The organism is Scandinavium sp. (assembly GCF_036271055.1).
Classification (GTDB): domain Bacteria; phylum Pseudomonadota; class Gammaproteobacteria; order Enterobacterales; family Enterobacteriaceae; genus Scandinavium.
Map to the genome: position 1 here is coordinate 430,218 of NZ_DATBBJ010000059.1, position 13,248 is coordinate 443,465.

Below are 13,248 nucleotides of genomic sequence, written 5' to 3' on the forward strand. Positions count from 1 at the left end.
ATAAATCACCACACAAATAATGATGAATAGAAAATTCAAAATATTAATGTTGAAATACAACAAGATGAGAATAACAGAACAAATAATTCACGGTGAGTTATTGAAATATGTAAGCAACGTTGTAATATCAGCGTCGTTGAAGAATTGTTTACTCGCCCCGGATACGCGCCTCAAGAAATGATGTTTAGACAATCATTCCTTTTCTGATGCACGGCTAGCCAGAAAGATAAAGATTACTTATTAAGAATGGACTAAAGCGACTTTAGTGCAGGATTTCTTTTGTGGGAAAGGTAAATAAAAAGTAAAAAAAGTTACGCGACTGATACCGGCAAGTATCAGTCGCGTAGAGGATGGAGTCATTTGTTCGCGAAAACAGATGACTCCGGCGTTAAATGATCTAGACATCGAATTAACAGGCTTATTTAATATGAAAATGAAACTGATTGCATTAGCTATTATGGCTAGTGCTGCTTCTGGTATGGCTCATGCGCAATTAAGCGCCGCCGATCTCGCTGTTGTTGAAGCCTACCATCAGGCACATCCTGAAGTCCCTCAGGATAAAATCAACGAGATGGAAGCCAGCTCCAGAAATGATCTGCAGTCCGTAGAAGACTATATGAAAACCAATACTTACTACGACGGACACACAAATGTTCCACTCCCGCCGCTAACTCCAGTGCCTATTGTCACCGTTCCAGTGCAACAACCGGTTGCCTCTACTCTTTCTGATGAAGCTGCAGCTCATCAGCAGGATCCACGACAATACCGCCAGGATGAAAATACCTATATCGAGATAACTGCCGAGAAACAGCAGCGTGAATCAGCGGCAGCACAGAAAGGTGCTGACCTGATTAAAAGCAATCAGGAACGTACTGCTGAACAGAAGCAGGCCCTTAACGCTGCTCGTCTGGCTAAATTCCAGCAACTGAAAAACGACGCGATTCTGAAAGGCGAATCTCTGGTCGCGGCTAATCAGGAACGTACCGCTGAGCAAAAAGACGCGCTGCAGAATTCTCTCCAACAACGGTTTGCACAATTGAAAGGTGAATCTCTGGTCGCGGCTAATCAGGGACGTACTGCTGAGCAAAAAGACGCACTCCATAATTCCCTCCAACAGCGTTTCGCACAATTGAAAGGCGAATCTCTGGTCGCGGCTAATCAGGAACGTACCGCTGAGCAAAAAGACGCGCTGCAGAATTCTCTCCAACTGCGTTATGCGCAGCTGAAAGGCGATGCACTGGTCAAAGCCAATCAGCAGCGTACCGCTGAACAAAAAGATGCACTGCAGGATTCCCTCCAACAGCGTTATGCGCAGCTGAAAGGTGATGCACTGGCCAAAGCCAATCAGGAACGTACCGCTGAACAAAAAGACGCGCTGCAGAATTCCCTCCAACAGCGTTATGCGCAGCTGAAAGGCGATGCCCTGGTAACAGCAAACCGGGCGCGTAGCGCTGAACAGATTGTTGCCCTGAATGATGCAGAAAAAGAAGCGGCCTCATCGGCTCCTGCGGTGAATGCATCTGCCTATCGCACCAACGTGAATGCGCAGGTTGCAGAACGCAGCCGCGAAGATCAGATTACGCAAAGTAATGAAACCAGCAATAACGTTAAGAAGCTGGCATCTGATATTCAGCAGGCTCAAAACACCGGAGCTTACGCCGAGTCTCGCGCAAACGCAGCGTTCGCTAATACCGAAGCCAACCGCCAGGCACTGGTAGCGACCAACCATCGGGTGGCAGATAACAGTGCTGCTATCGCTCAAAACGAACATCAAATCCAGTCCCTGCAAACCAGCACCAATGCCAGGTTCTCGGATCTGAACAAACAGGTTGATGACAACCGCGAACGTGCTTCAGCCGCTATTTCGGGCGTAGCCGCGATGGCGAACATTCCGCAGGTGATTCAGGGGCAAACCTTTAGCGTCGGTGCGGGTGCAGGTACGACTGACGGCGAAAGTGCGTTAGCCGTTGGCTTCTCCGCTCGCGCGACTGAACATGTTGTCGTGAAAGCGTCGGTATCGGATGACACACAACAGAATTTTGTTGTTGGCGGTGGCGTAAGCTACGGCTGGTAACTCTCTTCCGTGCTTGATGAATGCCCCGCTATCGCGGGGCATTTTTTTACCGGTCTTACCTCAATATTTCCTTAAGCACCGGACCAATCGCCTCAAACGCCTGTGGAGAAATGATGTCCACGTGAGCGCAATCGTGACGATAAACGTCGAGCTCTTTTACCCAGGGTGCCCAGGCGCGATGCGGATCCTGACCTGGGGTGAGTGTTTTTTCGGCGACAAAAAGCGTCGCTTTGCCGTCAAATTTCACACTGTGCGCGGTGGTTAACAGACGTACTGCATCGGCATAATTGCCTTCGATGGCGCTGAACAATTCGCCGGACGCCTGCCCCTGTTGCGCCGCCAAAAACGCCTCGCGCTCGCGATTGATCTCTGCCAGTACTTCTGGATCCAGACCGTTTGCCTCTTTCTCTGACCAGTTTTGTGTTTCCGGCGGCCAGGTATCGAGCAGACCGAGAAACGCGACCGCTTCCCCGCGCGCACGTAGTCGCGCCGCGATGCCCTGCGCAAGCGTGCCGCCGAGAGAATAGCCAAACAGATAATAAGGGCCGTGCGGCTGCTGTTGCAGTAGCGTCGCCAGATGCTGGTCGCAAAGCTGATCAATGTTTTCAGCGCTCGCCATTGGCCCTTCCGGGCGTGGCGACTGAATACCGGTTATCGACCAGCGCGGGTTCAGCCAACGTGCCAGCACGCTAAACTGCCAGGCAAAACCGGACGCCGGATGGAAGCACCATAGCGTCGGCCCGTCGCTTTCTCGCAGCGGCAAAATGGTCTCGTAGCCCAGACGCTGTGCCTGCGCGTCGTCGACCGAATCGAGTAAATGACTCAGTTTGCCGACCGTTGACACCACCATCACCTGCCCTGGCGTGACCTGACGGGCAAAAGTGCGGCTGAGTTGCGCCGCCAGACGCATCGCCAACAGCGAGTGACCGCCGAGCGCGAAGAAATCGGCGTCCACGTCGTTAATCTCACAGCCCAGCAGCGCGCTAAACGCCTCCGATACCTTGATTTCTGTGGCGCTTTCCACTGCACGACCTGGTGCTTTTTGCGTCAGTTCCGGCAAAGGTAAGGCTTTGCGGTCGAGCTTGCCGTTAGCGCTCAGCGGCAATGACGACAGCTGAATTAACGTCACTGGCACCATATGCGGCGGGAGTTTGCCGCGCAGACTTTCTTGCAGAGCGTCGCGATCCAGCGGGAGTCCGGAATCTGACACTACATAACCCACCAGTTGGCGCGCATCGCCGCCTATCGCTGCGGCCTGATTCAGCACGCAGGCATGAGCGACCGCCTGCGCCACATCCGGCAATGTCAGCATCATGCGTTCGATTTCACCCAACTCGATACGCTGCCCGCGAATTTTCAGCTGATCGTCGCTACGACCAAGATATTCCACCGCGCCGTTGTCCAGCCAGCGTGCGACGTCACCCGTGCGATACATACGCTCACCGGGCGCAAACGGATCGGCGATAAAACGACTGGCGGCGAGGTCCGGTCGGCCCATATATCCCTGCGCCAGTTGAATACCGGTGAGGTACAAATCGCCCGCCACGCCAAATGGCACCGGATACATCTGCGTATCAAGAATGCGTAACCCGGTATTCCACACCGGGAAACCGATAGGCACGCTGCTGCCAGAAACGGCTGCCAGTTCCGGGCCAAATGCGGGATACCAGCTGACATCCACTGCGGCTTCCGTTGGCCCATACAAATTGTGCAGCGGTACGTTAGTAAGCTGTTCCCATTCACGGCACAGCACGGTCGGCAGCGCTTCACCGCTACAGAAAACCTGTTTCAGTGTGCGGCAAGAACCGATATTTTCTTCTGTTAGCGAAGTGACGAACGCTGCCAGCATTGACGGCACAAAGTGCGTCGTGGTCACGCCAAAATCGGTGAAGAACTGCTGCAATGCCTGCGGATCACGATGCGCCTCTGGCTCGGCCATCACCAGCTTCGCGCCCGTGATAAACGGCCACCAGAACTCCCACACCGAGACATCAAAACTGCACGGCGTTTTCTGCGCCACCACGTCACTGGCAGTTAGCGGGTATTTATCCTGCATCCACAGGAGACGGTTAACGATAGCCGTTTGCCCGACCATCACCCCTTTCGGGCGCCCGGTCGAACCGGAGGTAAAGATGATATAGGCGGTATGTTCCGGTTGAGACAGCGCCAATGGCGCATTATCGCCCGCCGCCAACGGCGCGCTGTAGCACAGCGTCTCGATGCCAGAAAAACGGCTCAGTTGATCTTCGGAAGTGATCAACAGCGAGGGTTTCGCGTCTTCAAGCATCATCTGCAAACGATCGTCCGGGTAACCGGTATCAAGCGGTAGCCACGCCGCGCCAGCTTCGACAATGCCGTGCAGTGCGAGGGTTAAAAATACCGAACGCGGTAACGCCACCGCCACGCTGTCACCCGGTTTTACGCCACGCTCACGCAGCAGATTAGCCAGCGCTACCACCTGCTGACGCATTTCGCGGTAGCTGAATTGCAGGCGTGCATCGGCGAGCGCCGGAGCATCTGGGGCTTTCGCCGCCTGCGCCGCCACTAACGCGCTGAGCGTGGTTTCCGGTAGCATTCTGGCGGTGTCATTTATCTGCGCCAGACGCTGATATTCTTCACCCGACACCATGTCCACTTCACCGCAGCGCAGAACTGGATTTGCCGCAAACTGCGCCAGTAACGCCTGCAAACGGGCAACATGCTGTTGCAGCGTCTGCTCGTCGTAACGCTGCTGGTTAGCCAGCACTTCGATGGTCAGCCCACCCTCTTCATCCGGGAACAATGCCAGTTCGAGATCGTTGACCGGCCCGGTCGCAAGCGTGTGCGTTGTGGCGTGAACGCCGTCAATATCGAGTTGATAATCGAACACTTTGATATTAAACACCGGCCCAAACAGTGGATCTTCCCCCGCCGCTTTGCCTGCATCACGCACGATCTGTTCGGCATCATAACGCTGATGACGGCGCATTTTTTTCAGCTGTGCACCCAGACGTGTAGCCAGCTCCGGCAGCGTTTCTTCTGGCTTGATGTTCACCGCCAGCGGCAATACGTTCAGCACTGGGCCGGTAGCTGTTAGTGCCGCAGAACCCATGCGGCGCATGAAAATGTAGCCTGCCGCATAGTCGTTACGCCCGCACAAACGCCCCAGCCACAATGCCGCCAGCGCGAGTGCCAGATCGGTGCGCGGACTTGAGGATGTTGTAACTAATCGAGAGAATGCGCTTCTGTCTGCGGTTAATTTCAGCCACCAAATAGCCGTTGTAGATGCGCGGCCTGGTAAAGGTGAGGAAGAAAGCGAAGCCGGAGGCGGTAGTTGCTGACGCTGCTCAGCCCAGAATGCGCCATCGCGTTTCCAGCCGTCGCTTTCACGGTAGCGTTGATACTCTTCGACCACCTCAGCAAAGGGGGTGAAAGGGGATTCTGGCGGTGCTTCGTGGCGGGATAACGCACGATAAATTTGCACGATTTGACGGGTTATAGCCGGGAAACTGAAGCCATCCACCAGCAAATGGTGATAACGCTGATACCAGTACCAGCGATGATTTCCCACGCGGAACAGCTGATGACATAGCAACGGGTTGCCGCTGTCGACGCGGGTGTTTTGCGCTAAATCAGCCTGCATATGGGCTGTCGCAGCGGCGTGAGGATCGGCTTCATGTCGCAGATCCAATACCGCAGAAACACCGGGTTTCAGGCTGTTGTCGATCCACTGCCACGGCTCGCCGTTGTCTTCGGAAAAGCGCATCCGCAACGTATCTGCCTGCGCCAGGCCAAGCGCTATCGCCTGCTGTAATAATGGCGCGTCGATTTCGCCTTCCAGCTCAACATAATGCGCGACGCTCCAGGCATTGGGGAGCGTCGAAAGCTGTTCTGCCATCCAGATCCCTGGCTGCGCGGCCACCAGCGGTAAACGTTCAGTCATGACGAACTCCAGCGAAATGAGCAGGATTCAGGGTGGTCCAGCGTGCCGACAACCAGGCGTTGCACACTTCAGCGCTTTGCGGTTCGCAGACGATTGTCCAGCCCGCAGGTAATGCGCATTGTTGCGGCCACAGGCTGTACTGCCGCTGCGCATTTTGCAGAATATAGAACTGCCCTTGCGCATCATCGAAAGGGTTACTGATTTGCATACCAAACTCCTGTCGTAAAGCGCGCTTTATGCTTTAAGCAGCGGCTGCCAGAGCGCAATCAGCCCCGAAGTCAACCCACCGCGCCAGCACAGCGCATCGTGTCCGCCGTCAACCTGACGCCAGAAAACCGGCTGCTGTGTGTGTTGTAATTGTGGTAAGAGGGCCTGATTGGCCTCAAAGATGAGCGGTTCACGACGTCCGGCCTCAAGCCAGATTCGCAAACCCTGCGGCGAAAATTCGCCACGAGAAAGTTTTTCGAGAATAACGCCACCGTGACGGCCGCCGCGTTGGGGCCACCAGTAGGAACCGGACTGGCTTAGCACGCAGCCGAAACGCTGCGGAAAACTCAGTCCGGCAAACATCGCCGCCAGTCCGCCGAAGCTTTGCCCGGCAACCAGAGTGTGTTCGGGGCGCTCATTGTAGGGGGCAATCTCCTGAATCTGCGGGAGAAGTTCTTCCTGTAACGCCAGCCAGAAATCGGTATTACAGGGCAGTTCTGCGCTGCGATGCGCGGTATCTATGGTATCAATCAACACATACACCGCCGACGGAAGCTGCCCTTCTCGGGTTAAACGCGCGAGGGGCGACCAGACGGGCATACTTTCCGCCCAAAACTGACCATCGAGCAGTAACGCCAGTGGGCGATCGCGTTGTGAATGTTCGCCCGTGGTGTAGATCCATACTCGCCGCACATTGCCCAGCCGCTGGCTACGCCAGTGAAAACAGACAGGTGGCGTAGAGGGCACTTCTGGCAGATCCCAGCCGGGTTGCACGGGCGCATCCGGTAACGAAAGTGCAGACACGGCATGCCCGCGACCGCCCTGCCAGCTCTGCGTGTTAAGCGGATCGGCAATCGCCCGTGGCAGCAGTTTTCCCCAGCCTTCGCGCAGTAATTGGCGGTCGGGCGATTCGGCGTCAAACAATGCCGATGCAAAATCATCATCGCGTTCAGTGGGAATAAAACAGTAGCTGCCGCGCCAGCTGGCAGGCAGCCGGGTTTGCCATTGCCAGACGTCGGTGCCAGGCAGACGGGACAGCGTCTGCGGCACCGCATTCTGGTGATGATCGGTAACCCCGGTGATGAAAATCCATACGCGCTGGATAGCAGAATGTGACTCTGTTCCTGCCGGATCTCGCCAGTAAAACGTGACATAACAAAAATCCCCTTCCCGCCGCCACTGCGGCCCGTCAAGGCGATGCCACCAGGCTGCACTCCCTGTTCTTTCCATTTCGCCCACCTTAACCCCGCCCTGTTTATGGTTTTTTTGTTACACCTCAAAATTAATTGATAATATTATTGATAACTATTTTCATTTGCAATAGCGTATTGGCGCGCGTTTTATTTCCCTTCGTAACCTCTGACGTATGACGAGGTTTTTACTTTTACAGCAGGATGTTGGCTTACAATGAATAACAAACTTAAGTCCCTGACCTTACTGGTTAATCTTGGTATTTACGGGGTGGCATTCCCTCTGCACGCAGAAGAGACCGCAAAGGCAAAAACAGCAGAAGCAGAAGAAACGATGGTGGTCACCGCCGCGCAGCAGAACCTGCAGGCGCCGGGCGTTTCCACCATTACCGCTGATGAAATTCGGAAAAGACCGCCCGCTCGTGACGTGTCTGAAATTATCCGCACCATGCCAGGCGTGAACCTGACCGGGAACTCCACCAGCGGCCAGCGCGGCAACAACCGCCAGATTGATATTCGTGGCATGGGCCCGGAAAACACGCTGATTCTGGTTGATGGTAAACCGGTCACCAGCCGTAACTCGGTGCGTCTGGGCTGGCGCGGCGAGCGCGATACACGTGGCGATACGGGTTGGGTGCCGCCAGAAATGATTGAGCGCATTGAAGTGATCCGTGGCCCGGCAGCAGCGCGTTACGGTAACGGTGCGGCGGGCGGCGTGGTGAACATCATCACCAAAAAAGCCAGCAACGAGTGGCACGGCTCATGGGACACCTACATGAACCTGCCGGAACACAATGAAGAAGGTTCCACTAAACGTACCAACTTCAGCCTGACCGGCCCGATGGGCGGCGATTTCAGCTTCCGCCTGTTTGGTAACCTCGATAAAACACAGGCCGACGCCTGGGACATCAACCAGGGTCATCAATCTGAACGTACCGGCATCTACCAGAACACCCTGCCCGCCGGGCGCGAAGGGGTTGAGAACAAAGCCATTAACGGCCTGCTGCGTTGGGACTTCGCGCCGATGCAGTCGCTGGAGCTGGAAGCGGGCTATACCCGTCAGAATAACCTTTACGCCGGGGATACGCAGAACACCAATACCAACAATTTCGTGAAGGAAAACTACGGCAAAGAGACCAACCGTCTGTACCGTCAAAACTTCGCGCTGACCTGGAATGGCGGTTGGGATAACGGCATCACCACCAGCACCTGGGCGCAGTACGAACACACTCGCAACTCGCGTAAAGGCGAAGGTCTGGCGGGCGGGACCGAAGGGATTTTCAACTCCGATAAGTTTGTTGATATCGATCTGGACGATGTGCTGCTGCACAGCGAAATCAACCTGCCTCTTGATGTCGTCTTCAACCAGACGCTGACGCTCGGCACCGAGTGGAACCAGCAGAAGATGAAGGATATGGGCTCTAATACCCAGACCTTTATGGGCGGCACGATCCCGGGTTATAGCAGCACTGATCGCAGCCCGTATTCACAAGCGGAAATCTTCTCATTGTTTGCGGAAGACAATATCGAAGTGACCGATTCCACGATGCTAACGCCGGCTTTGCGCTTCGATCATCACAGTATCGTTGGCGATAACTGGAGTCCGTCGCTGAACCTGTCACAAGGTTTAGGCGATGATTTCACGCTGAAAATGGGCATCGCGCGGGCCTATAAAGCCCCGAGCTTGTATCAGACCAACCCGAACTACATTCTCTACAGTAAAGGTCAGGGCTGCTACGCCAGCACCAGCGGCTGTTATCTGCAAGGAAATGAAGACCTGAAAGCAGAAACCAGCATCAATAAAGAAGTCGGTCTGGAATTTAAACATGACGGCTGGCTGGCGGGCGCGACCTGGTTCCGTAACGATTATCGCGACAAGATTGAAGCAGGTTATGCCTCGGTGTACACCAACGGCAACGGCACTGATGTTTATAAGTGGGAGAACGTGCCAAAAGCAGTGGTGGAAGGTCTGGAAGGAACGTTGAATGTGCCAGTAAGTGAAAGCATCAACTGGACCAACAACATCACCTATATGCTGCAAAGTAAGAATAAAGAGACTGGCGATCGCCTGTCGGTTATTCCGGAATATACACTGAACTCAACCCTGAGCTGGCAGATGTATCAGGACTTCTCCGTGCAGTCGACCTTCACCTGGTATGGCAAGCAGCAACCGAAAAAGTACAACTACAAAGGCCAACCAGCGACGGGCAGCGAGTTGAACGAAGTCAGCCCTTACAGTATTGTCGGTCTGAGCGGCACCTGGGATGCGACGAAATACGTCAGCTTCACCGCGGGTATCGATAATCTGTTCGACAAACGTCACTGGCGTGCGGGCAACGCCCAGACCACAGGCGGCGCGACGGGCTATATGTATGGCGCTGGAGCCGAAACCTACAACGAGTCGGGTCGTACGTACTATATGAGCGTCAATACACACTTCTAAGGTTGAATGGCTGGCCCTCTCGCTTTATCGGGGAGGGCCAATAAGAAAGGAAGCTAACACATGCAAACGCATCACAGCACGTTTACTCTCGCCAACATTACCGTTCATCGCATCGATTTCGATCCCACGACGTTTACCGACGCCGATCTTCTCTGGCTGCCTCACCATATCAAACTGCTGCCTGCAGGGAAAAAGCGTAAAGCTGAACATCTGGCGGGTCGGTTAGCAGCCTTTCATGCCTTGAAAGAGCATGGCCTTCGGCAGATCCCGAATATCGGCGACAACCGTCAACCCCTGTGGCGACCAGGCTGGTACGGCAGTATCAGCCATAGTGGTACAACAGCGTTGGCAGTGGTGGCACGGGAAGCTGTGGGTATCGATCTGGAAGGAATATTCAGCACGGAGCTGACAAAAAAGATCGCCAATAGCATCATTAATTCGGCAGAACGTGCAGTATTAACAGAATGCAGTCTGCCCTTTCCGCTGGCGCTAGCCCTGGTATTTAGCGCAAAAGAGAGTCTGTACAAAGCCCTCTCATTTGCGACTGACGGGCTGCCGGGATTTGCTTCGGCACAAATCGTTGCGCTAAACGACCAGCACATTACGCTGCATGTAGACGAGAGCTTCTCCCCCGCTCTTGGCAGACACTGTTTTGACCTGGTCTGGCATCAGGACGGTCAACGAGTCATCACGCTATTGACGGAAACTCTCCAGCCTGCGTAACTGCTGTCCATTAGCGTCAAAATTGCTTTGCGCAAGCCAGCCCTGAAGGGCGGCATCAAGCGCAGGCCATTCGCCATCAATAATCGACAACCAGTCACTGTCGCGATTACGGCCTTTGCGCACCATGCGCTGACGGAAACGGCCTTCAAAGGTAAAACCGATGCGCTCCGCCGCCTGCCGTGACGCGGTATTTAGCACATCACATTTCCATTCAACACGACGATAACCGCAGGCGAAGGCTTCGCGCAGCAACAGCCAGACTGCTTCAGTGCTTATCACACTGCGCTTCATGCGTGCAGACCAACTGACGTGTCCGATTTCAACCGTGCCATTAGCGCGATCGATTGCCATCAGGCACACCACACCCACCGCGCGCCCGGTATGCACATCAATCACCGCAAACGGCACCAGTCCGGCATCATCGATTTTACCTTGTAGCCAGACTTCGGTGGCCGCCACAGAGATCGGACGTACGCTGCCCAGCCAGGTCCAGTCGCGTTCATCTTCGGCTTGAGCAAATGCATCAAATAGATCGGCAGCATGCTGTGTGGTATTCATCGGTTCGAGTCGACAACTTCTGCCTTGTAACAGCTTGCGCATCAACAGTCCCGCGCCCTGCCAGTTGGGCACTGGATCGCCCACCAACTGCCCATACTCATTAAGTTCTGCCACGCAACCCCCTGACGCTATTGTTTGCCTCTGTTATAGCACGGAGGTCCGACGACAGCCCAGATTCAGCAACGAAGCGAGACTCTCCTATACTGACAAAAAACCATCATTGGATACCGCCATGTCGCTACCCGATTTTCATGTTTCCGATCCTTATACTCTCGGCATTGAACTGGAATTGCAGGTGGTGAACCCGCCGGGTTTCGATTTGAGTCAGGACTCTTCGGCGCTGATTGCGCAGATTAAAGAGGCGGTGAGCGTCGGTGAGATCAAACACGATATCACCGAAAGCATGCTGGAGATTGCCACCGGGGTTTGTCACGATATTCATCAGGCCAGCACCCAGTTTTCCGCGATTCGCCAGACGGTGCTGGAAGCCGCTTCGCGCCAGCATGTGCAAATCTGCGGCGGCGGGACGCATCCATTCCAGAAATGGCAGCGTCAGGAGGTGTGCGATAACGAGCGCTATCTGCGCACACTGGAGCAATTCGGGTATCTCATTCAGCAGGCGACGGTGTTTGGTCAGCATGTTCATGTCGGCTGTACCAACGGCGATGACGCAATTTATCTGCTGCATGGGTTTTCGCGCTATGTGCCACATCTGATTGCATTAAGTGCCGCGTCCCCTTATCTACAAGGCGCTGACAGCAAATTTGCCTCTTCGCGTCTAAACGTTTTTTCTGCCTTTCCTGATATGGGCCCGATGCCGTGGGTGTCCAACTGGCCAGAGTTCGAAGGGCTTTTTCGCCGCCTCTGCTACACCGATACCATCGACAGCATTAAAGATATTCATTGGGATATTCGCCCGAGTCCACATTTTGGCACCGTGGAAGTGCGCGTCATGGATACGCCGCTGACGCTCGCCCATGCGGTGAATATTGCCGGGCTGATTCAGGCTATTTCCTGCTGGTTGCTGGAAACGCGTCCGTTCAAACATCAGGAGCAAGACTATCTGCTGTATAAATTTAACCGCTTTCAGGCCTGCCGTTATGGGCTTACGGGCATGCTGACGGACGTTTACACCGGCAAGCAATGCACGATTGCCGATGACATTCAGCGTTTGCTGGACAATGTTGCGCCATGGGCGGATACGCTCCAGGCCAGCAGTGCCGTTGACGATCTTGCCCGGCTAGTGAAACAGGGGCATAGCGAAGCCGACCGGATGCGCGAGTTTATAGCCGATGGCGGGTCGTTGATTTCGCTTGTCGAAAAGCATTGTGAGATTTGGGCGGCGTGATTTTTTGGACTGTTCATTATTCCTTGGGTGAGCGAAAATGCGTACTTACTTTAGAACCTGGCCAGTCCATTCAGAACTCTTTGAAGAACATTATGACTAAGCATCCGCTTGAATCTTTACTCACCGCTGGCGGCATTCTGCTGATGGCTTTTCTGTCTTGTCTGTTGCTGCCAGCGCCTTCTCTTGGGCTGACGCTAGCGCAGAAAATGGTGAGCACCTTCCATCTGATGGATCTCAGTCAGCTGTATACCATTCTGTTTTGCATCTGGTTTTTAGTGCTCGGCGCGATTGAATTCTTCGTTCTACGCTTCGTCTGGCGTCGCCTGAATACGCATTGAAACTGACACAATAACCTTTATCGCTTAAAATACGCTCAAAAAAAAGCCCGAATTATCGGGCTATTGCGAGCGGTGCATTAATGAGCACGGGTCTGATTTTCTTTGCGCCACGCACCGGGCGGCTGTTTGAACGTCCGCGTAAACACCCGCGTAAATGTCTGCTGTGAGTCGAAACCGTATTTCAGGCAAATGTCATACACGCGCTGATCGGTGTCGCGTAAATCTTTTGCCGCTAACCGGAGCTTACGCTCGCGAATATAGCGTCCAAGACTCTCGCCTTTTTGCTGTAAAAACAGGCGCTGTAAGTGCCATTTCGAATAACCCGCATGACGGGCAATGTCATCAATGCGCAGCGGCTGGTGCAGGTTGTCGTCAATCCACTCGACGATGGTGTCAATGACCTGAACAGAAATCGTCATACCTTCCTCCCCTACTTTGGACTGCA

Annotated in this window: 10 protein-coding genes; 5 read left to right on the plus strand and 5 right to left on the minus strand. The window is 54.3% G+C overall.

All coding sequences use genetic code 11. The features are described 5' to 3' along the window. Positions 1 to 427: 427 nt before the first annotated feature. Positions 428 to 2,074, plus strand: coding sequence for a YadA-like family protein (locus tag VH187_RS10075; RefSeq protein ID WP_329701307.1), 1,647 nt, complete (start codon positions 428 to 430; stop codon positions 2,072 to 2,074). A gap of 55 nt (positions 2,075 to 2,129) precedes the next feature. Here the strand turns inward: VH187_RS10075 and entF are convergent, their stop codons facing one another. From entF to fes, 3 genes are read right to left on the minus strand one after another with little or no spacing between them, the layout of a single operon-like run. After that, positions 2,130 to 5,996, minus strand: coding sequence for an enterobactin non-ribosomal peptide synthetase EntF (gene entF / locus VH187_RS10080; protein ID WP_329701308.1), 3,867 nt, complete (start codon positions 5,994 to 5,996; stop codon positions 2,130 to 2,132). Beyond that, a complete protein-coding gene (locus tag VH187_RS10085) occupies positions 5,989 to 6,204 on the minus strand; it encodes an MbtH family protein (protein WP_329701309.1) in 216 nt (71 codons plus the stop codon). Before VH187_RS10085 ends, entF begins: the two co-directional genes overlap by 8 nt. 26 nt (positions 6,205 to 6,230) lie before the next feature. After that, on the minus strand, positions 6,231 to 7,433 hold the full coding sequence (gene fes / locus VH187_RS10090; RefSeq protein ID WP_329701310.1) for an enterochelin esterase: 1,203 nt from the start codon (positions 7,431 to 7,433) through the stop codon (positions 6,231 to 6,233). Positions 7,434 to 7,610: 177 nt separating this feature from the next. On the opposite strand from fes, the gene VH187_RS10095 reads away from it, so the two are divergent. Further along, positions 7,611 to 9,836 carry a TonB-dependent siderophore receptor gene (locus VH187_RS10095; RefSeq protein WP_329701311.1) on the plus strand — a complete coding sequence of 742 codons (2,226 nt, stop codon included), beginning with the start codon at positions 7,611 to 7,613 and terminating at the stop codon, positions 9,834 to 9,836. Positions 9,837 to 9,896: 60 nt separating this feature from the next. After that, on the plus strand, positions 9,897 to 10,559 hold the full coding sequence (entD, locus tag VH187_RS10100) for an enterobactin synthase subunit EntD (protein ID WP_329701312.1): 663 nt from the start codon (positions 9,897 to 9,899) through the stop codon (positions 10,557 to 10,559). Here the strand turns inward: entD and VH187_RS10105 are convergent. After that, on the minus strand, positions 10,530 to 11,231 hold the full coding sequence (locus tag VH187_RS10105; RefSeq protein WP_329701313.1) for a GNAT family N-acetyltransferase: 702 nt from the start codon (positions 11,229 to 11,231) through the stop codon (positions 10,530 to 10,532). The genes entD and VH187_RS10105 overlap by 30 nt on opposite strands. A 118-nt stretch (positions 11,232 to 11,349) precedes the next feature. Here VH187_RS10105 and VH187_RS10110 point away from each other — a divergent pair, with 118 nt between their 5' ends. Further along, positions 11,350 to 12,465, plus strand: a complete 1,116-nt coding sequence (locus tag VH187_RS10110) for a YbdK family carboxylate-amine ligase (protein ID WP_329701314.1) — start codon at positions 11,350 to 11,352, stop codon at positions 12,463 to 12,465. 92 nt (positions 12,466 to 12,557) lie between these two features. Continuing rightward, positions 12,558 to 12,803, plus strand: a complete 246-nt coding sequence (locus tag VH187_RS10115) for a DUF1158 domain-containing protein (RefSeq protein WP_329701315.1) — start codon at positions 12,558 to 12,560, stop codon at positions 12,801 to 12,803. A 77-nt stretch (positions 12,804 to 12,880) separates the two neighbouring features. Here the strand turns inward: VH187_RS10115 and VH187_RS10120 are convergent, their stop codons facing one another. Then, the gene (locus VH187_RS10120; RefSeq protein WP_329701316.1) at positions 12,881 to 13,222 is read right to left on the minus strand and encodes a RamA family antibiotic efflux transcriptional regulator; all 342 of its coding nucleotides are present in this window, start codon (positions 13,220 to 13,222) and stop codon (positions 12,881 to 12,883) included. Between the last annotated feature and the right edge of the window lie 26 nt (positions 13,223 to 13,248).